Origin of the sequence: Halopseudomonas pelagia, from assembly GCF_009497895.1 — a bacterium.
Classification (GTDB): Bacteria; Pseudomonadota; Gammaproteobacteria; order Pseudomonadales; family Pseudomonadaceae; genus Halopseudomonas; species Halopseudomonas pelagia_A.
This window is the reverse complement of the sequence record NZ_CP033116.1, coordinates 730,911-752,030: the sequence shown is the minus strand read 5'-3', so window position 1 is coordinate 752,030 and position 21,120 is coordinate 730,911. Positions and strand designations below refer to the sequence as shown.

18 protein-coding genes and 4 tRNA genes are annotated in these 21,120 nt (G+C 55.6%); all 22 read right to left on the bottom strand.

What is annotated here, in order from left to right:
• Positions 1–9 precede the first annotated feature (9 nt).
• Positions 10–834 (bottom strand): 50S ribosomal protein L2, encoded by an 825-nt coding sequence (gene rplB / locus EAO82_RS03525; RefSeq protein WP_022962874.1) that lies wholly within the window; start codon positions 832–834, stop codon positions 10–12.
• A 10-nt stretch (positions 835–844) separates the two neighbouring features.
• Positions 845–1,144, bottom strand: coding sequence for a 50S ribosomal protein L23 (gene rplW / locus EAO82_RS03520; protein ID WP_096348039.1), 300 nt, complete (start codon positions 1,142–1,144; stop codon positions 845–847).
• Positions 1,141–1,743, bottom strand: coding sequence for a 50S ribosomal protein L4 (rplD, locus tag EAO82_RS03515; RefSeq protein WP_096348038.1), 603 nt, complete (start codon positions 1,741–1,743; stop codon positions 1,141–1,143). Before rplD ends, rplW begins: the two co-directional genes overlap by 4 nt.
• Before the next feature lie 12 nt (positions 1,744–1,755).
• Complete coding sequence (gene rplC, locus EAO82_RS03510; RefSeq protein WP_028614854.1) at positions 1,756–2,391, bottom strand: 50S ribosomal protein L3; 636 nt, start codon at positions 2,389–2,391, stop codon at positions 1,756–1,758.
• Positions 2,392–2,484: 93 nt separating this feature from the next.
• Positions 2,485–2,796: a 30S ribosomal protein S10 gene (rpsJ, locus tag EAO82_RS03505; RefSeq protein WP_028614853.1), complete on the bottom strand. Its 312-nt coding sequence runs from the start codon at positions 2,794–2,796 to the stop codon at positions 2,485–2,487.
• A gap of 156 nt (positions 2,797–2,952) precedes the next feature.
• Entirely contained in the window at positions 2,953–4,146 is a 1,194-nt protein-coding gene (gene tuf / locus EAO82_RS03500; protein ID WP_153274263.1) for an elongation factor Tu, read from the bottom strand.
• Positions 4,147–4,180: 34 nt separating this feature from the next.
• Complete coding sequence (fusA, locus tag EAO82_RS03495; protein WP_096346670.1) at positions 4,181–6,283, bottom strand: elongation factor G; 2,103 nt, start codon at positions 6,281–6,283, stop codon at positions 4,181–4,183.
• A gap of 23 nt (positions 6,284–6,306) precedes the next feature.
• The gene (gene rpsG, locus EAO82_RS03490; protein WP_096346671.1) at positions 6,307–6,780 is read right to left on the bottom strand and encodes a 30S ribosomal protein S7; all 474 of its coding nucleotides are present in this window, start codon (positions 6,778–6,780) and stop codon (positions 6,307–6,309) included.
• 97 nt (positions 6,781–6,877) lie between these two features.
• Positions 6,878–7,249, bottom strand: a complete 372-nt coding sequence (gene rpsL / locus EAO82_RS03485) for a 30S ribosomal protein S12 (protein ID WP_022964798.1) — start codon at positions 7,247–7,249, stop codon at positions 6,878–6,880.
• Between the two features lie 146 nt (positions 7,250–7,395).
• Positions 7,396–11,595 (bottom strand): DNA-directed RNA polymerase subunit beta', encoded by a 4,200-nt coding sequence (gene rpoC, locus EAO82_RS03480; RefSeq protein WP_096346672.1) that lies wholly within the window; start codon positions 11,593–11,595, stop codon positions 7,396–7,398.
• A gap of 66 nt (positions 11,596–11,661) precedes the next feature.
• On the bottom strand, positions 11,662–15,732 hold the full coding sequence (gene rpoB / locus EAO82_RS03475; protein WP_096346673.1) for a DNA-directed RNA polymerase subunit beta: 4,071 nt from the start codon (positions 15,730–15,732) through the stop codon (positions 11,662–11,664).
• 217 nt (positions 15,733–15,949) lie between these two features.
• Positions 15,950–16,315, bottom strand: a complete 366-nt coding sequence (rplL, locus tag EAO82_RS03470; RefSeq protein ID WP_096346674.1) for a 50S ribosomal protein L7/L12 — start codon at positions 16,313–16,315, stop codon at positions 15,950–15,952.
• Between the two features lie 80 nt (positions 16,316–16,395).
• Complete coding sequence (gene rplJ, locus EAO82_RS03465; protein WP_096346675.1) at positions 16,396–16,896, bottom strand: 50S ribosomal protein L10; 501 nt, start codon at positions 16,894–16,896, stop codon at positions 16,396–16,398.
• A 193-nt stretch (positions 16,897–17,089) separates the two neighbouring features.
• Positions 17,090–17,785 carry a 50S ribosomal protein L1 gene (gene rplA, locus EAO82_RS03460; protein WP_096346676.1) on the bottom strand — a complete coding sequence of 232 codons (696 nt, stop codon included), beginning with the start codon at positions 17,783–17,785 and terminating at the stop codon, positions 17,090–17,092.
• Positions 17,785–18,216 (bottom strand): 50S ribosomal protein L11, encoded by a 432-nt coding sequence (gene rplK / locus EAO82_RS03455; RefSeq protein WP_096346677.1) that lies wholly within the window; start codon positions 18,214–18,216, stop codon positions 17,785–17,787. The genes rplA and rplK overlap by 1 nt, the downstream gene beginning before the upstream one ends.
• Positions 18,217–18,329: 113 nt before the next feature.
• Positions 18,330–18,863: a transcription termination/antitermination protein NusG gene (nusG, locus tag EAO82_RS03450; protein ID WP_028615182.1), complete on the bottom strand. Its 534-nt coding sequence runs from the start codon at positions 18,861–18,863 to the stop codon at positions 18,330–18,332.
• Between the two features lie 9 nt (positions 18,864–18,872).
• A complete protein-coding gene (gene secE / locus EAO82_RS03445; RefSeq protein ID WP_096346678.1) occupies positions 18,873–19,241 on the bottom strand; it encodes a preprotein translocase subunit SecE in 369 nt (122 codons plus the stop codon).
• Positions 19,242–19,278: 37 nt separating this feature from the next.
• Positions 19,279–19,354, bottom strand: a tRNA-Trp gene (locus EAO82_RS03440).
• Between the two features lie 57 nt (positions 19,355–19,411).
• Positions 19,412–20,605, bottom strand: a complete 1,194-nt coding sequence (tuf, locus tag EAO82_RS03435; protein ID WP_153274263.1) for an elongation factor Tu — start codon at positions 20,603–20,605, stop codon at positions 19,412–19,414.
• Between the two features lie 85 nt (positions 20,606–20,690).
• Positions 20,691–20,766 (bottom strand) — tRNA-Thr (locus EAO82_RS03430).
• A gap of 26 nt (positions 20,767–20,792) precedes the next feature.
• Positions 20,793–20,866, bottom strand: a tRNA-Gly gene (locus EAO82_RS03425).
• 23 nt (positions 20,867–20,889) lie between these two features.
• Positions 20,890–20,974, bottom strand: a tRNA-Tyr gene (locus tag EAO82_RS03420).
• Positions 20,975–21,120: the final 146 nt, after the last annotated feature.

Here is a 21,120-nt window from a genome sequence, read left to right as displayed (position 1 = left end):
CGTATCCCCTTACTTGCTGCGGCGGCGGACAATCATCTTGTCCGTGCGCTTGTTGGACCGAGTCTTGGCACCCTTGGTCGGGAAGCCCCATGGCGATACTGGGTGGCGACCACCGGAAGTACGGCCTTCACCACCACCGTGCGGGTGATCTACCGGGTTCATGGCAACACCACGAACGGTCGGACGAACACCGCGCCAGCGCTTGGCGCCAGCCTTACCCAATGAACGCAGGCTGTGCTCACCGTTGGACACTTCGCCCAGGGTGGCACGGCACTCGCCCAGCACTTTGCGCATTTCGCCGGAACGCAGGCGAACTGTCACATAGGCACCTTCACGAGCAACCAGCTGTACGGAAGCACCGGCACTACGAGCAACCTGAGCGCCTTTACCGGGCTTCAGTTCGATCGCGTGGATGGTGCTACCCACCGGAATATTACGCAGCGGCAAGGAGTTACCGGGCTTAATCGGCGACTCTGCACCTGAGACCAGTTGGTCTCCAGCGCTCACACCCTTGGGTGCGATGATGTAACGACGCTCGCCATCTGCATACATCAGCAGCGCGATGTGAGCGGTACGGTTCGGATCGTATTCGATGCGCTCAACGGTGGCTGGAATGCCATCCTTGTTGCGACGAAAATCGACCAGACGGTAGTGTTGCTTATGCCCGCCCCCACGATGACGCGTGGTAATGCGACCATTATTGTTACGACCACCCGTTTTGCCTTGCTTCTCGACCAGAGGTGCATATGGAGCACCCTTGTGCAGGTCGGAGTTAACGACCTTGACTACGAAGCGGCGGCCAGGGGAAGTAGGTTTACATTTAACAATTGCCATGATTTACCCCTTACTTATCAGCGCTGGCAAAATCGATGTCTTGACCAGGCTGCAGGCTGACGTACGCCTTCTTCCAGTCACTACGCTTGCCCAGGCCGCGAACGGTTCGCTTGGTCTTGCCCTTAACGTTCAAGGTCGCAACAGTCTTGACCTTGACGCTGAACAGTTGCTCGACAGCCTTTTTGATTTCCAGCTTGGTCGCGGTGGTTTCCACCTTGAACACGAACTGGTTCTTGCTGTCAGCCAGCACGGTAGCCTTCTCGGATACATGCGGGCCAAGCAGTACTTTGAAAATGCGCTCTTGGTTCATCCCAGCATCTCCTCGAACTTCTTAACAGCAGGTACGGTGATCAGTACCTTGTCGTAAGCGATCAGACTGACCGGATCTGAACCCTGCACATCACGTACATCGACATGCGGCAGGTTGCGCGCAGCGAGGTACAGATTGGAGTCAAGGCTGTCAGTAACGATCAACACGTTGTCCAGATTCAAATCCTTGAGCATGCCTACCAGGGCCTTGGTCTTGGGAGCTTCCATAGAGAACTCTTCAACCACTACCAGACGGTCCAGGCGGATCAGCTCGGACAGGATCGAGCGCAGTGCGCCCCGGTACATCTTCCTGTTCAGCTTCTGCTCATGGTTCTGTGGACGAGCTGCAAAAGTGGTACCGCCCCCGCGCCAGATTGGGCTGCGGATGGTGCCAGCACGGGCACGACCGGTACCCTTCTGACGCCAGGGCTTCTTGCCGCCACCGGATACGCCAGCACGGGTCTTCTGCTGCTTGGTACCCTGACGCCCACCAGCCATATAAGCAACAACGGCTTGGTGTACCAGGGTTTCATTAAACTCGGTGGCAAAAGTCAGATCAGATACTTCGATCGCGTTTGCACCAGCTACATTCAGATTCATGGTAACTCCCCCTTAACCCTTGGCCTTGACAGCCGGGCGGACAATGACGTCGCTACCTGGTGCGCCTGGGACAGAGCCCCGGATCAACAGCAGGTTACGTTCGGCGTCAACGCGGACGATTTCAAGGGTCTGCACGGTCACTTGCTCAGCACCCATGTGACCAGCCATTTTCTTGCCCTTGAATACCCGACCTGGGGTCTGGCACTGGCCGATAGAGCCAGGAACGCGGTGCGATACAGAGTTACCGTGGGTCGCATCTTGACCGCGGAAGTTCCAACGCTTGATCGTACCGGCAAAGCCCTTACCTTTGGACTGACCAGTTACATCAACCATCTGACCCGCTTCAAAAATGCTCACGGTGATTTCGGAGCCAGCAGCAAACTCGCCTTCTTCAAAGCGGAATTCACAGACGCGACGGCCAGCCGCGGTATTGGCTTTGGCGAAATGCCCGGCCATCGGCTTGCTGACGCGACTAACGCGACGCTCACCAACGGTGATCTGAACGGCTTGGTAGCCATCAGTATCCAGGGATTTAACCTGTGTGACGCGGTTCGGCTCAACTTCAACAACCGTAACCGGTATGGAAACACCATCTTCAGTGAAAACGCGGGTCATACCGCATTTCCGGCCGACTAATCCAATAGTCATTCTTTAAACCTCATGAGTGCACGGGGCTATTACCCGCTATGGCCGCCCATTGCAGGGCGTTACACGACTTATAGCCCCCGTCGTATGGGACTATCAGCCGAGGCTGATCTGAACCTCAACGCCAGCTGCCAGGTCCAGCTTCATCAGCGCATCGACAGTCTTGTCGGTAGGCTGAACGATATCCAAAACCCTTTTATGGGTGCGGATCTCGTACTGATCACGGGCATCTTTATTGACGTGCGGGGAAACCAGCACTGTAAAACGCTCTTTGCGAGTCGGCAAAGGAATTGGACCACGGACCTGAGCCCCAGTACGTTTCGCGGTATCCACGATTTCCTGGGTTGATTGATCTATCAGGCGGTGATCAAAAGCCTTCAACCGAATACGAATCTGTTGGTTCTGCATTTGACCAGAAACTCCAAGCTTCAATTCTTCAGAGCTCACCCGAACATCGGGTAGGCCCATCCAAGGGAGGCGCAATTCTACTGATGCGACCACCCACTGTCAACCTAAATACAAAAGCCCCCTTAAAAAGGGGGCTTTTGCTTATGGCCCAGATTATCAGGCGATAATCTTGGCAACCACGCCGGCACCAACGGTACGGCCGCCTTCGCGAATTGCGAAGCGCAGACCATCTTCCATGGCGATCGGAGCGATCAGGGTGACGACCAGCTTGACGTTGTCGCCAGGCATGACCATCTCAACGCCTTCTGGCAGTTCGCACGAACCAGTCACGTCAGTAGTACGGAAGTAGAACTGTGGGCGATAGCCTTTGAAGAACGGAGTGTGACGGCCGCCTTCGTCCTTGCCCAGCACGTACACTTCAGCTTCGAACTGAGTGTGCGGCTTGATAGTGCCCGGCTTGGCCAGTACCTGACCACGCTCTACGTCTTCACGCTTGGTACCGCGCAGCAGTACACCGACGTTCTCACCGGCACGACCTTCGTCCAGCAGCTTGCGGAACATCTCAACGCCAGTACAAGTAGTCTTGACGGTATCTTTGATACCGACGATTTCCACTTCTTCCTGAACCTTGACGATGCCGCGCTCTACACGACCAGTCACAACAGTACCGCGACCAGAGATGGAGAAGACGTCTTCGATTGGCATCAGGAACGGCTTGTCGATGGCACGCTCGGGCTCAGGAATGTAGGAATCCAGAGTCTCGACCAGCTTCTTGACAGCAGTAGTACCCATTTCGTTGCCGTCTTCGCCGTTCAGAGCCATCAGCGCAGAGCCGATGATGATTGGCGTGTCGTCGCCTGGGAAGTCGTAAGTGCTCAGCAGATCACGCACTTCCATCTCGACCAGTTCCAGCAGCTCTTCGTCATCAACCATGTCAGCCTTGTTCAGGAACACGACGATGTAAGGAACGCCTACCTGACGGGACAGCAGGATGTGCTCACGAGTCTGCGGCATAGGGCCGTCAGCAGCGGAACAAACCAGGATAGCGCCGTCCATCTGCGCAGCACCGGTGATCATGTTCTTCACATAGTCAGCGTGACCAGGGCAGTCAACGTGCGCGTAGTGACGAGTCGGGGAATCGTACTCTACGTGCGAGGTGTTGATGGTGATACCGCGAGCCTTTTCTTCCGGCGCGTTGTCGATTTGATCGAAGCCACGGGCGGATCCGCCGTAAGCTTCAGCACAAACGCGGGTCAGCGCTGCAGTCAGAGTGGTTTTGCCATGGTCAACGTGACCGATGGTGCCCACGTTAAGGTGCGGTTTTTTACGTTCAAATTTTTCTTTAGCCACGATAGATAACCTCTTTGTTTAGCTTTGGTTCAAGTTAGCCTTGCTTCTTGATGATTGCTTCGGCGATGTTCATTGGCGCTTCGGAGTACTTCGAAAACTCCATAGAGTAGCTCGCACGCCCCTGGGACATTGAGCGTACATCCGTGGCGTAACCGAACATCTCACCAAGCGGAACCTCAGCGCGGATCACCTTACCGGAAACGGAATCTTCCATACCTTGTACCAGACCGCGACGACGGTTCAGGTCGCCCATTACGTCACCCATGTAATCTTCCGGGGTAACTACTTCTACTTTCATCATCGGCTCGAGCAAAACAGCACCGCCTTTATTGGCCAATTGCTTGGTGGCCATAGAAGCGGCAATCTTGAATGCCATTTCATTCGAGTCAACGTCGTGGAAGGAACCGTCGAACAGGGTTGCCTTCAAGTTAAGCAGGGGATAACCAGCGAGAACGCCGTTTTTCATCTGCTCGTCGATGCCTTTTTGCACCGCAGGAATATATTCCCGAGGCACAGAGCCACCAACTGTTTCATTGACGAAGACCAGACCGTCAGCTGCCTCATCGGAAGGCTCGAAGCGGATCCATACGTGACCGTACTGACCGCGACCTCCAGACTGACGAACGAACTTGCCTTCGATTTCACACTTGTTGCGGATCGCTTCACGGTAAGCCACCTGCGGCTTGCCGATATTGGCCTCCACACCGAACTCACGCTTCATGCGGTCAACCAGAATATCCAGGTGCAATTCGCCCATACCGGAGATAATGGTTTGCCCGGACTCTTCATCAGTACGCACACGGAAAGACGGATCTTCCTGGGCAAGCTTACCCAGTGCGATGCCCATCTTTTCCTGGTCAGCTTTGGTTCTCGGCTCCACCGCGACGGAAATAACCGGCTCGGGAAACTCCATGCGCTCTAGAATAATTGGCTTCTCATGAGAGCACAGCGTGTCCCCGGTGGTGACGTCTTTCATGCCGATCAACGCGGCAATGTCACCAGCCAGCACTTCCTTGATCTCTTCGCGGGTGTTTGCATGCATCTGCACCATACGACCAACACGCTCTTTCTTGCCTTTGACCGAGTTCAGCACCGAGTCACCGGAAGACAGCACGCCGGAGTAAACCCGGACGAACGTCAGCGTGCCCACGAAGGGGTCCGTAGCGATCTTGAACGCCAACGCAGAGAAAGGCTCGGCATCATCTGCATGACGCTCGTCGACCCTCTCTTCGTCATCGGGATGCACACCCTTGATCGCAACCACCTGATCAGGCGCAGGAAGATAATCAATGACAGCGTCCAGAACCAAAGGCACACCCTTGTTCTTGAACGAACTACCACAGACAGCCGGAACGATCTCGGAGGCCAAGGTTCGCTGACGCAAACCAGCCTTGATTTCATCGTTGGTCAGCTCGCCGCCTTCCAGATACTTGTTCATCAGCTCTTCATTGGCTTCCGCTGCGGCTTCTATCATCTGCTCACGATACTTCTTCGCCATCTCGAGCATGTCCGCCGGAATCTCTTCCTCCCGGAAAGCCATACCACTGTCATCATCGTTCCAGTAGATGGCTTTCATGCGCAGGAGATCAACCTGGCCGACGAAATTTTCTTCCGAGCCAATAGCCAGCTGGATCGGCACCGGGGTATGCCCCAGGCGCTGCTTGATCTGCTCGACTACACGCAGGAAATTAGCACCTTGGCGGTCCATCTTGTTGACATAGACCAGCCGCGGCACACCGTACTTGTTCGCCTGACGCCATACGGTTTCAGACTGCGGCTCAACACCCGAGGTACCACAGAACACCACGACCGCACCATCGAGGACGCGCAGCGAGCGCTCTACCTCGATAGTGAAGTCGACGTGACCGGGGGTATCGATAATATTGACCCGATGGCGCGGATACTGCTTCTCAGAACCTTCCCAGAAGGCCGTCGTAGCAGCGGAGGTAATGGTGATCCCCCGCTCCTGCTCCTGCGCCATCCAGTCCATGGTGGCTGCACCATCGTGCACCTCACCCATCTTGTGGTTGACGCCGGTGTAAAACAGAATCCGTTCCGTAGTCGTGGTTTTGCCCGCATCTACATGCGCGCAAATACCAATATTCCGGTACAGATTAATAGGCGTTACACGGGCCACAATATTCTCCTGAGTCGCTTAGATTAGAAGCGATAGTGAGAGAAGGCTTTGTTGGCTTCAGCCATACGATGCACATCTTCACGCTTCTTAACCGCGGCGCCTTTACCTTCAGACGCATCGACCAGCTCACCAGCCAGACGCAAAGCCATGGACTTCTCGCCACGCTTACGGGCAGCATCAACCAACCAACGCATCGCCAAAGCGTTACGACGGGAGGGACGCACTTCAACCGGCACCTGATAGGTGGCACCGCCGACACGACGGGATTTAACTTCAACCAGCGGCGCAATGGCATCAAGCGCTCTTTCGAACAGCTCAACGGGATCTTCGGTCTTGGTACGTTCCTTGACCTTGTCCAGGGCACCGTAAACGATGCTTTCAGCGACAGCTTTCTTGCCGCTTTCCATTACGTGGTTCATAAATTTGGCGAGAATCTGGCTGCCGTACTTTGGTTCTGGCAGGATCTCACGTTTTGCTGCTACGCGACGTCTTGGCATGATAAGCCCTCAAACGGTCTTCAGGTTAGCCCAGGACCATAACCATCTGGTTACGCCTGACCTTACTCTTATCGACTCAGGAAAAATGAATTCAACTTTACTTCGGACGCTTGGCGCCGTACTTGGAACGACCCTGACGACGGTCTTTGACACCTGAGGTATCCAGAGAACCGCGAACAGTGTGGTAACGCACACCTGGCAAATCCTTCACACGGCCGCCGCGAATCAGTACGACGCTGTGCTCTTGCAGGTTGTGACCTTCACCACCGATATAGGATGAAACTTCGTAGCCGTTGGTCAAACGGACACGGCAGACTTTACGCAGAGCCGAGTTCGGCTTCTTCGGCGTAGTTGTGTATACACGTGTACACACACCACGACGCTGCGGGCAGTTCTGCAGCGCTGGCACGTCGCTTTTTTCAGCAACGCGCTTACGCGGCTTGCGAACCAGCTGGTTAATTGTCGCCATCTAGCAAAACTCCACTGATGTCTATCAGACATATTAAATAAAAAATGGCAGGACAAGGCGCCCCGCCAATTTTAGGGGTACGGAATTCTATAGAGACCGGCCCCGCTCGTCAAGGTCAGCGGCGCCCGAGGGCGCCGACAGCCTAATCAGTCATTACCCGAATTCAATGCATCGGACAGTGCCTGTTCGATTTCTACCGCACTTACCTTGGCTGGTTTGTCTGCCATGCGCTGACGCTTGCGCTCGGCATGGTAAGCCAGACCAGTACCGGCCGGGATCAGACGACCCACAACCACGTTCTCTTTCAGGCCGCGCAGGTGATCGCTCTTGCCAGTAACGGCAGCCTCGGTCAGTACCCGCGTGGTTTCCTGGAAGGAAGCCGCGGAGATGAACGATTCGGTCGACAGCGACGCCTTGGTGATACCCAGCAGAACGTGCTCGTACTTGGCCAGGAACTTGTCCTGTTTGGCCAACGATTCGTTCTCTTCCAGGGCGTGGGTCAGTTCGACCTGATCGCCCTTGATGAAGTTGGAATCACCGGTGTCAGTGATTTCGACCTTGCGCAGCATCTGGCGAATGGTCACCTCGATGTGCTTATCGTTGATCTTCACACCCTGCAGGCGGTACACGTCCTGAATTTCGTTGACGATGTACTTGGCCAGCGCGCTGACACCCAGCAAACGCAGGATATCGTGCGGATTGCTCGGACCATCGGAAATAACTTCACCCTTAGTAACCTGCTCACCTTCGAACACGTTCAGGTGACGCCATTTCGGAATCAGCTCTTCGTACTGCTCGCTGCCGTCAGTCGGGGTAATGACCAGACGACGCTTGCCCTTGGTTTCCTTGCCGAAGGAAATCGTGCCGCTGATTTCCGCCAGAATCGAAGGCTCCTTCGGACGACGTGCTTCGAACAAGTCGGCAACACGCGGCAGACCACCAGTGATGTCACGGGTCTTGGAGGTTTCCTGGGGAATACGGGCAACAACGTCACCCACGTTCACCTTGGCACCATCAGACAGGTTGACCAGCGCGTTGGCCGGCAGGAAGTACTGCGCAGGTACATCAGTACCCGGCAACAGCAATTCCTTGCCCTTCTCGTCCACCAGCTTCACGGCCGGACGGATGTCCTTGCCGGCTGCCGGACGATCCTTGGCATCCATGACTTCCAGGTTGGTCAGACCAGTCAACTCATCAGCGGTACGCTTGATGGTGATGTTCTCTTCCATACCAAAGAAGGCCACGGTACCGGAGATCTCGGTGACGATGGGGTGAGTGTGCGGATCCCACTTGGCAACGACCTGGCCGGCGGTCACTTTCTCGCCTTCCTTGATCGAAATAACCGCGCCGTAGGGCAGCTTGTAACGCTCACGCTCACGACCGAACTCATCGGCCAAGGCCAACTCACCGGAACGCGATACTGCCACCAGGCAACCATCGGCGCGCTCAACGTGCTTGAGGTTGTGCAGACGGATGACACCGGCTGCTTTAACCTGAACGCTGTCCGCAGCGGAAGTCCGGCTGGCCGCACCACCGATGTGGAACGTACGCATGGTCAGCTGGGTACCCGGCTCACCAATCGACTGCGCAGCGATAACACCCACTGCCTCACCGATGTTGATCAGGTGACCACGAGCCAGGTCGCGACCGTAACAGGTACGGCAAACGCCATAGCGGGTTTCACAGCTGATCGGCGAGCGCACGATCACTTCGTCGACGCTGTTCAGCTCGAGGAACTCAACCCACTTCTCGTCGATCAGCGTGCCACCAGGAACAATGACTTCGTCGCTGCCGGGCTTGATCACGTCACGGGCAATGGTACGACCCAGTACGCGCTCACCCAGCGGCTCCACGATGTCACCGCCTTCAATGTGCGGCGCCATGACCAGACCGCGATCAGTGCCGCAATCGGTCTCGGTGATCACCAGATCCTGGGCCACGTCAACCAGACGACGGGTCAGGTAACCGGAGTTGGCGGTCTTCAATGCTGTATCTGCCAGACCCTTACGGGCACCGTGAGTAGAGATGAAGTACTGAAGTACGTTCAAGCCCTCACGGAAGTTGGCGGTAATCGGCGTTTCGATGATTGAGCCGTCCGGCTTGGCCATCAGACCCCGCATACCCGCCAGCTGACGAATCTGCGCAGCCGAACCCCGGGCCCCGGAGTCAGCCATCATGTACATCGAGTTGAAGGATTCCTGCTCCACTTCCTTGCCGTCACGATCCAGCACGCGAGTGGATTTCAGGTTGTCCATCATCGCCTTGGAGATCTCGTCGTTGGCCTTGGACCACAAGTCGATCACCTTGTTGTACTTCTCGCCCTGGGTCACTAGACCCGAGGCGTACTGATCTTCAATCTCTTTCACTTCTTCGGTGGCCGCATCAATGATGTGCGCCTTCTCATCGGGGATGACGAAGTCATTCACACCAATGGAAGCACCGGAAATGGTCGAGTAGGCGAAACCGGTATACATCAACTGGTCAGCGAAGATAACGGTTTCCTTCAGACCAACCACGCGGTAGCACTGGTTGATCAGCTTGGAAATCGCCTTCTTCTTCAGCGGCTGATCCACCAGCTCATAGGGCAAGCCTTTGGGCAGGATCTGGAACAGCAACGCACGGCCGACCGTGGTATCCACGATACGGGTCTCGGTAGTCCAGCTGTCGTCCTTGTGCTTGACGGTCTCGGTGATACGCACCTTGACCAGCGCATGGAGCTCGACCTGACCACTGCGGTAAGCCATCTCAACTTCATTGACGCCGCTGAAACGCATGCCTTCGCCTTTGGCGTTGATGCGTGTGCGCGTCATGTAATACAGACCCAATACCACGTCCTGCGACGGCACGATGATCGGCTCGCCGGAGGCCGGGGACAGGATGTTGTTGGTCGACATCATCAGTGCACGCGCTTCCAACTGAGCCTCAAGGGTCAGCGGAACGTGTACAGCCATCTGGTCGCCGTCAAAGTCGGCGTTGTAGGCAGCACAGACCAGCGGGTGCAGTTGAATCGCCTTGCCTTCAATCAGAACCGGTTCGAACGCCTGGATACCCAGACGGTGAAGTGTCGGCGCACGGTTCAGCAGTACGGGGTGCTCGCGGATCACGTCAGCGAGAATGTCCCATACTTCTGGCAGTTCGCGCTCGACCATCTTCTTCGCAGCTTTGATGGTAGTCGCCAGACCACGATGCTCCAGCTTGCCGAAAATGAACGGCTTGAACAGTTCAAGCGCCATTTTCTTCGGCAGACCACACTGGTGCAGACGCAGGGTCGGACCTACCACGATCACGGAACGACCGGAGTAGTCAACGCGCTTACCCAGCAAGTTCTGACGGAAGCGACCCTGCTTACCCTTGATCATGTCAGCCAGGGACTTCAGCGGCCGCTTGTTGGTACCCGTGATGGCACGGCCACGACGACCGTTATCCAGCAGCGCATCTACCGATTCCTGCAACATGCGCTTTTCGTTGCGCACGATGATATCCGGCGCAGACAGATCCAGCAGACGCTTAAGACGGTTGTTACGGTTGATCACGCGGCGATACAGATCGTTCAGATCCGAGGTCGCAAAGCGGCCACCATCCAGTGGTACCAGCGGACGCAGATCCGGTGGCAGTACTGGCAACACAGTCAGCACCATCCACTCGGGCTTGTTCCCGGAACCGTGGAAGGCTTCCATCAATTTCAGACGCTTGGACAGCTTCTTGATCTTGGTTTCCGAAGTGGTCTGCGGAATCTCTTCACGCAGCACAGCAATCTCGTGGACCAGATCCATCGCCGAGAGCAATTCGAAGATCGCCTCAGCGCCCATGCGGGCATCGAAGTCATCGCCAAATTCTTCCAGCGCTTCAAAGTACTGCTCGTCGTTCAGCAGCTGACCTTTTTCAAGCGTGGTCATACCAGGTTCGATAACCAGGTAGGATTCGAAATACAGCACGCGTTCGATGTCACGCAGAGTCATGTCCAGCAGCAAACCGATCCGGGAAGGGAGCGACTTGAGGAACCAGATGTGCGCGACAGGCGAGGCCAGTTCGATGTGACCCATGCGCTCGCGACGGACCTTGGCCAAAGCCACTTCCACGCCGCACTTCTCACAGATGACACCACGGTGCTTGAGGCGCTTGTACTTGCCGCACAGGCACTCGTAGTCCTTGACCGGGCCAAAGATCTTGGCGCAGAAAAGGCCGTCACGCTCAGGCTTGAACGTACGGTAGTTAATGGTTTCCGGCTTTTTTACTTCGCCGTAGGACCAGGACCGGATCATCTCCGGTGATGCCAAGCCGATTCGAAGGGAATCGAACTCTTCAATCTGTCCCTGGGACTTGAGCAGGTTCAATAAGTCTTTCAAGGCCTAAACTCCTCGCAGTGTCTGAAGGGCGGATTGTCTCCGCCCCTCAGACAGGGCAGTTGGTGGTTATTCGGATTCCAGTTCGATATCGATACCGAGCGAGCGGATTTCCTTGATCAACACGTTAAAGGACTCGGGCATGCCGGCCTCCATGCGGTGATCGCCGTCCACGATGTTCTTGTACATCTTGGTCCGGCCGTTCACGTCGTCCGACTTCACGGTCAACATTTCCTGCAAGGTGTAAGCGGCGCCGTATGCTTCCAGGGCCCACACTTCCATCTCACCGAATCGCTGACCACCAAACTGAGCCTTACCACCCAACGGCTGCTGTGTTACCAGACTGTAAGAGCCGGTAGAACGTGCGTGCATCTTGTCGTCCACCAAGTGGTTCAACTTGAGCATGTACATATAACCAACCGTCACAGGACGATCAAAGGTGTTGCCAGTCCGACCGTCGATCAGCTTCATCTGACCTGTATCCGGCAGGTCTGCCAGGCGCAGCATGTGCTTGATTTCGTGTTCCTTGGCACCATCGAATACCGCAGTCGCCATCGGCACGCCACCGCGCAGGTTCTTCGACAGTTCGATGATCTCCTGATCGCTCAGCTCGTCCAGATTTTCCTGGCGGCCACCGACCTTGTTGTAGATCTCGTCAAGAAACTCGCGCAGCTCGGAGACCTTGCGCTGGTCTTCGACCATACGGTTGATCTTCTCGCCCAACCCTTTGGCCGCAAGGCCCAGGTGAGTTTCGAGAATCTGACCAACGTTCATACGCGAAGGTACGCCCAGCGGGTTGAGCACGATATCCACCGGGGTACCGAACTCATCATGCGGCATGTCTTCCACCGGCATGATGACCGAGATAACACCCTTGTTACCGTGACGACCAGCCATCTTGTCACCAGGCTGAATGCGACGCTTGATAGCCAGGTAAACCTTGACGATCTTGAGTACGCCCGGCGCCAGGTCATCGCCCTGCTGCAGCTTGCGCTTCTTGTCTTCGAACTTGTCATCAAGCAGCTTGCGACGGTCAGACAGGTAAGCCTGAGCCATTTCCAGCTGTTCGTTGAAGCTATCTTCGCTCATGCGCAGCTTGAACCACTGGCCATGCTCGATTTCGTCGAGCATCTCATCGGTCAGCTTGGCACCCTTCTTCAGGCCCGCACCGCCTTCAACGCTCTGACCCAGCAACGCTGAACGCAGACGCTCAAAGGTTGCCACTTCAACAATACGGAACTCTTCCTGCAGATCCTTGCGGATCTCGTCCAGCTGCTCTTTCTCGATTGCCAGTGCGCGTGAATCACGCTCTACGCCGTCACGAATGAACACCTGCACGTCGATGACCGTACCCTTGGTGCCAGTCGGCACACGCAGGGAGGTATCTTTTACATCCGAGGCCTTCTCACCGAAGATCGCACGCAACAGCTTCTCTTCTGGTGTCAGCTGGGTTTCGCCCTTGGGCGTGACCTTGCCGACCAGAATGTCGCCCGGGCCCACTTCGGCACCGACGTAGACCACACCAGCCTCATCCAGCTTGCCCAGTGCCGATTCACCGACGTTGGGGATGTCGGAAGTAATTTCCTCCGGCCCCAGCTTGGTGTCACGCGACACGCAGGTCAGTTCCTGAATGTGGATGGTAGTAAAACGATCTTCCTGAACTACGCGCTCGGAGACCAGAATCGAGTCTTCGAAGTTGTAACCATTCCAGGGCATGAACGCGACGCGCATGTTCTGACCCAGGGCCAGCTCACCCATATCAACGGACGAGCCGTCGGCAAGGATGTCATTGCGTACGATCACATCACCTTTTTTCACCAGCGGACGCTGGTTGATGCAGGTGTTCTGGTTGGAGCGGGTGTATTTGGTCATGACATAGATGTCGACACCGGCTTCGCCAGCTTCGATCTCGTCATCGGCCACGCGCACCACGATACGGCTGGCGTCGACCGAGTCGATCACACCACCGCGACGTGCGGTTACGCACACACCGGAGTCGCGCGCTACGTTACGCTCCATGCCGGTACCGACCAGCGGCTTTTCAGCACGCAGGGTGGGAACCGCCTGACGCTGCATGTTCGAACCCATCAAGGCGCGGTTAGCATCGTCGTGCTCAAGGAACGGAATCAGCGACGCAGCAACCGATACTACCTGGCGCGGCGACACGTCCATCAGCGTCACTTCATGCGGCGCCTTGACGGTAAATTCGTTCTGGTGACGTACAGCAACCAGATCATCAGTCAACTTGCCGTCTTCAACCTTGGCGCTAGCCTGGGCGATAACGTGATCGGATTCTTCGATCGCCGACAGGAAGATGATCTCGTCGGTCACCTGGGCGTCACGTACACGGCGGTAAGGGCTTTCCAGGAAGCCGTACTTGTTGGTACGGGCATAGGTTGCCAACGAGTTGATCAGACCGATGTTCGGACCTTCAGGCGTTTCGATCGGACATACGCGACCGTAATGCGTGGGGTGTACGTCACGTACTTCGAAGCCGGCACGCTCACGGGTGAGACCACCCGGCCCAAGAGCCGATACACGGCGCTTGTGGGTAATCTCGGACAGCGGGTTGTTCTGGTCCATGAACTGGGACAGCTGGCTGGAACCGAAGAACTCTTTCACTGCCGCTGCAACCGGCTTGGCATTGATCAGATCCTGCGGCATCAGGCCTTCGCTTTCGGCCATGGACAGACGTTCCTTGACCGCACGCTCGACGCGCACCAGACCTACACGGAACTGGTTCTCGGCCATCTCGCCAACCGAACGCACGCGACGGTTACCCAGGTGGTCAATGTCATCGACAACGCCTTTACCGTTACGGATGTTGACCAGGGTCTTGAGCACTTCAATGATGTCTTCCTTGCTCAGGACACCAGCGCCTTCGATCTCGTCACGGCCAATACGACGGTTGAACTTCATCCGACCCACCGCAGACAGATCATAGCGATCGCTGCTGAAGAACAGGTTGCCGAACAGAGTCTCGGCAGCATCCTTGGTTGGCGGCTCGCCAGGGCGCATCATGCGGTAGATTTCTACCAGTGCATCCAGTTGCGACGCGGTACCGTCGATACGCAGGGTATCGGAGATGAACGGGCCACAGTCGATGTCGTTGGTATACAACGTCTCGACGCGGGCAACCTGGGCTTTCTCCAGCTTGGCGATCAGATCGGCGGTGATCTCAACGTTGCTTTCAACGATGATCTCGCCCGTCGCCGGGTGCACGATCGGCTTGGCGATGGTACGGCCGAGCACGTATTCGTACGGCACTTCCAGGCTGGTGATCTTGGCTTTCTCGAGCTGGGTGATATGCCGAGCAGTAATACGGCGACCCTTCTCGACAATCACCTTGCCCTTGTCATCCTTGATGTCAAAGGTAGCGATTTCACCGCGCAGACGATGAGGCACCAACTCGAGCATCAGGTTTTCACCGGTCACTTCGAACACGTTGGTGTCGTAGAAGATGTCGAGCATTTCGTCAGTCTGATAACCCAACGCGCGCAGCAGCACGGTCGCGGGCAGCTTGCGACGACGGTCAATACGGACGAATACGCAGTCCTTCGGATCAAACTCGAAGTCCAACCAGGAGCCGCGGTAAGGAATCACGCGGGCCGAGTACAACAGCTTGCCGGAACTGTGGGTCTTGCCACGGTCATGGTCAAAGAACACGCCCGGGCTGCGATGCAGCTGGGAAACAATTACACGCTCGGTACCATTGATTACGAAGGTACCGTTTTCAGTCATCAGGGGGATTTCACCCATGTAGACTTCCTGCTCCTTGATATCCTTGATCGCCTTGTTGGACGACTCGCGATCAAAGATGATCAGGCGCACTTTTACCCGCAAAGGAACCGCATAAGTCACACCGCGCGATACGCATTCCTTGACGTCGAATGCCGGATCACCGAGACGGTAACCCACGTATTCGAGAGCCGCATTACCTGAATAACTGATAATGGGGAACACAGATTTGAAGGCCGCGTGCAGACCGATATCACGAACCTGCTCCTTCGGCATGTCCGATTGCAGGAATTCCCGGTAGGAATCCAGCTGAATCGCCAGCAGATAGGGCACATCCATCACATGCGGCAGTTTGCCAAAGTCCTTGCGGATACGTTTTTTCTCAGTATATGAGTAAGCCATCAGCGTTCCCCAGCTTGGTCACCTGCTTGATTGGCCCTCCCCTGCGGGGAAAGCCAGAAAATGCTTGCAAGTCCTAAGTCTTGCTCACCCCTCGGGGTGCCTTCCCGCCAGCTGCTTCACAGAAGCGAGCTAGAACGGAAAAAGGCCGGTGGCACTTTGGCCACCAGCCATCAATCTGACCGATTAAATCAGACTGTCGACGCAAGGTCGCACAAGATTACTTGAGCTCAACCTTGGCGCCGGCTTCTTCCAATGTCTTCTTGGCAGCTTCGGCTTCGTCTTTGGACACGCCTTCCTTGATGGTGCCAGGAGCGCCATCAACCAGTGCCTTGGCTTCTTTCAGGCCCAGACCGGTCAGCTCACGAACAGCCTTGATCACGTTGACTTTCTTCTCACCGGTTTCGGTCAGAACAACGTTGAACTCGGTCTGCTCTTCAGCAACAGCGGCAACGGCAGCAGCCGGACCGGCAGCAGCAGCAGCGGAAACGCCGAACTTTTCTTCCATAGCCTGGATCAGTTCGACAACCTGCATTACGGACATTTCTGATACGGCGTTGATGATATCTTCGTTGGACAGAGCCATGACTCAATATTCCTGTATTGGTGACGGCACCCAGGCCGTCAAAAAATGGTGTGCGATTAAAGTAAGCAGTCGGCCAGCACTTAGGCGGCTTCGGCTTCCTTCTGATCGCGGACGGCGGCCAAGGTACGTACGAATTTGCTGGTAGCGCCTTGAATCACGCTCATCAGCTGGCTGATAGCCTCGTCGTATGTTGGCAGCGTAGCCAAAATGTCGATCTGAGAAGCTTCAAGGAAGTTGCCTTCAAAGGCTGCGGCCTTGATCTCGAATGCGCTCTGACTCTTGGCGAACTCTTTGAACAAACGGGCAGCTGCACCGGGATGTTCGTTAGAGAATGCAATAAGAGTCGGACCTACAAAGACGTCGTTCAGGCACGCATAATCCGTACCTTCAACAGCGCGACGCATCAGCGTGTTACGTACAACTCGTACGTACACACCAGCATCACGCGCATCTTTACGCAGACCAGTCATAGCAGCAACGCTCACGCCGCGGGCATCAGCCACAACAGCAGAGAGCGCACCTTTGGCAGCTTCGTTGACTTCAGCGACGATGGCTTTCTTGTCTTCGAGCTTAATTGCCACGGGTTTTACTCCTGGATTTACCATTGATCGCCCGAGGGCGACATGTTTTGGTGTCTGATCCAGCCTGCACTGAATCGGGAGCACCATCTGCGTAGGCTTCATGTTTAAGGCTTGCGCCGCCTACGGTCTTGGACAGCCCCCGCTACGCAGGGACCCCAATAAGTGGCACACCGAAAAACGGTGCGCCGGAAAATCAGATATTCAGGGAAGCGTGGTCGATCTGTACGCCGGGACCCATGGTGGTGCTCAAGGTCACGCGCTGCAGATAAACACCCTTGGACGTGGAAGGCTTGGCCTTCTTCAGGTCAGCGATCAGGGCTTCAACGTTTTCCTTCAGCTTCACTGCATCAAAGCCGACTTTGCCGACTGAGCAGTGAATGATGCCGTTCTTGTCAGTACGGTAGCGAACCTGACCGGCCTTGGCGTTCTTGACCGCAGTACCAACGTCTGCAGACACGGTGCCGACCTTCGGGTTAGGCATCAGGCCACGTGGGCCCAGCAGCTGACCCAACTGACCAACAACGCGCATCGCATCCGGAGAAGCAATTACCACGTCGTAGTTCAGATCACCGGCTTTCATTTCGGCAGCCAGATCATCCATGCCTACTTTGTCAGCGCCGGCGGCCAAAGCGGCTTCAGCATTGGCACCCTGGGTAAATACGGCAACGCGAACGGTCTTGCCAGTGCCGTGCGGCAGCAAGGTGGCGCCACGAACAACCTGGTCGGATTTACGCGGATCAACACCCAGGTTCACGGATACGTCGACAGACTCGACGAACTTGACGCTGGAAACTTCGGCCAACAGAGTGGCGGCATCTTCAAAGGCGTACGCCTTGTTCGCCTGCACTTTCTCGTTGATAGCCTTTTGACGCTTGCTCAGCTTAGCCATTACACACCCTCCACATTAAGGCCCATGCTACGTGCGGAACCAGCGATGGTCCGTACAGCAGCGTCCATGTCAGCAGCAGTCAGATCAGCCTGTTTAGTCGTGGCGATATCTTCCAGCTGAGCACGGGTTACGGTGCCAACTTTCTGCGTGTTAGGACGAGCGGAGCCGCCTTTCAGGCCCGCTGCTTTAAGCAGCAGTACGGCAGCAGGTGTGCTTTTGGTTTCAAAGGTAAAGCTACGGTCACTGTAAACAGTGATGATTACAGGAGTCGGCAGACCCGGCTCAGCGCCTTGGGTCTTGGCGTTGAACGCCTTGCAGAATTCCATGATGTTGACGCCGTGCTGACCCAGAGCCGGACCAACCGGTGGACTGGGGTTGGCCTGACCGGCCTTTACCTGCAGCTTGATATAAGCTTGAATCTTCTTAGCCATGCTATTTCTCCATTGGGTAGTAGCGCCTTGCGGCTCCCCGTTTCATTACAACACCACTGACAACAAAACCCCGCAGCGCAAAAGCACTGCAGGGCTCAGGAGGACGTGGGCAATTAGCCCTTTTCTACCTGGCCGAACTCCAGCTCTACTGGTGTGGGACGACCAAAGATGAGAACAGCTACCTGAACTCGGCTCTTCTCATAATTCACTTCTTCTACAACACCGTTGAAATCGGCAAACGGACCATCAGTTACGCGCACCACTTCACCCGGCTCAAACAACGTCTTGGGCTTGGGCTTATCAGTACCGTCAGCAACACGACGGAGAATGATGTCGGCTTCTTTATCAGTAATCGGCGCAGGCTTGTCGGCGGTACCACCAATAAATCCGAGCACGCGGGTGGTGTCTTTGACCAGGTGCCAGCTCGCCTCATTCATTTCCATCTGGACTAGAACATAGCCGGGAAAGAACTTACGCTCGCTCTTGCGCTTCTGACCATTGCGCATCTCCACCACTTCTTCGGTGGGCACGAGAATCTCGCCGAACAATTCTTCCATTCCGGCGAGCTTGATGCGCTCCTGAAGAGAGCGCATGACATGCTTTTCATAGCCAGAAAAGGCATGCACTACGTACCAACGCTTAGACACGGATCACCCTTAACTAATGAACTGAGAAATGATCCAACCCAGCAAGGTATCCAGCCCCCATAGAACCAGAGCCATCACCAACACAACCGCTACTACGATAAGGGTTGTCTGAGTCGTTTCCGAACGGGTTGGCCAAACCACTTTGCGTATTTCGATACGCGCTTCTTTCAAGAGCGCCCAAAAAGCCTTGCCTTTGGTGGTCTGCAGAGCAACGAAGCCCGCAGCCAAACCTAGCACAACCAGTGCTAGCGCCCGATACAAAACAGGTTCGGCGGCAAAATAATGATTACCATAAACGCCGGCTATAACTATAACGGCCACTACAATCCACTTGGGGATATCTAAGCGGTCATCGTGAAGTTCTGCCTTGGTGCTCATGAATCATCAAATCCTGTTTTGGTAGCCAGAAAAAATCTGGCAGGCCAGGAGGGAATCGAACCCCCAACCTGCGGTTTTGGAGACCGCCGCTCTGCCAATTGAGCTACTGGCCTGTAATCGCAGTCGAGCCGGCAATAGTACCGGCTCGACAGTTCAAGATCAATTGCTAATTAAGCAATAATCTTGGCAACCACGCCGGCACCAACGGTACGGCCGCCTTCGCGAATCGCGAAGCGCAGACCATCTTCCATGGCGATCGGAGCGATCAGAGTGACGACCAGCTTGACGTTATCGCCAGGCATGACCATCTCAACGCCTTCTGGCAGTTCGCACGAACCAGTCACGTCAGTAGTACGGAAGTAGAACTGTGGGCGATAGCCTTTGAAGAACGGAGTGTGACGGCCGCCTTCATCCTTGCCCAGCACGTACACTTCAGCTTCGAACTGAGTGTGCGGCTTGATAGTGCCCGGCTTGGCCAGTACCTGACCACGCTCTACGTCTTCACGCTTGGTACCGCGCAGCAGTACACCGACGTTCTCACCGGCACGACCTTCGTCCAGCAGCTTGCGGAACATCTCAACGCCAGTACAAGTAGTCTTGACGGTATCTTTGATACCGACGATTTCCACTTCTTCCTGAACCTTGACGATGCCGCGCTCTACACGACCAGTCACAACAGTACCGCGACCAGAGATGGAGAAGACGTCTTCGATTGGCATCAGGAACGGCTTGTCGATGGCACGCTCGGGCTCAGGAATGTAGGAATCCAGAGTCTCGACCAGCTTCTTGACAGCAGTAGTACCCATTTCGTTGCCGTCTTCGCCGTTCAGAGCCATCAGCGCAGAGCCGATGATGATTGGCGTGTCGTCGCCTGGGAAGTCGTAAGTGCTCAGCAGATCACGCACTTCCATCTCGACCAGTTCCAGCAGCTCTTCGTCATCAACCATGTCAGCCTTGTTCAGGAACACGACGATGTAAGGAACGCCTACCTGACGGGACAGCAGGATGTGCTCACGAGTCTGCGGCATAGGGCCGTCAGCAGCGGAACAAACCAGGATAGCGCCGTCCATCTGCGCAGCACCGGTGATCATGTTCTTCACATAGTCAGCGTGACCAGGGCAGTCAACGTGCGCGTAGTGACGAGTCGGGGAATCGTACTCTACGTGCGAGGTGTTGATGGTGATACCGCGAGCCTTTTCTTCCGGCGCGTTGTCGATTTGATCGAAGCCACGGGCGGATCCGCCGTAAGCTTCAGCACAAACGCGGGTCAGCGCTGCAGTCAGAGTGGTTTTGCCATGGTCAACGTGACCGATGGTGCCCACGTTAAGGTGCGGTTTTTTACGTTCGAACTTCTCTTTAGCCATCGAGAGATCCCCTCTTCGTGAGTGCAATGCGCGAGTCACGCGACCATTAAACAAAAGGCAGATATCTGCATATCTGCCTCTATACTGGAGCTCATGAGCGGAATTGAACCGCTGACCTCACCCTTACCAAGGGTGTGCTCTACCAGCTGAGCTACATGAGCTTATACACTTTTTGCTCAGCCAGAATTGGAGCGGGTAGCGGGAATCGAACCCGCACCATCAGCTTGGAAGGCTGAGGTTCTACCGTTGAACTATACCCGCCGAGCTCTGGCTATTGCTAAATCTGGTGGAGGGGGAAGGATTCGAACCTTCGAAGGCTAAGCCGTCAGATTTACAGTCTGATCCCTTTGACCGCTCGGGAACCCCTCCGTAAGAGGGCGCCATTTTCTTCACTTGGCGCCGCACTGTCAACACATTTATTAGTAAAAACCGCTACTTGTGTGCTGATAACGCTCATTCTGACGGAGATTCAAGGAAACGCCACCATTCAGAGCGGCGCATATGATAGGCGATGG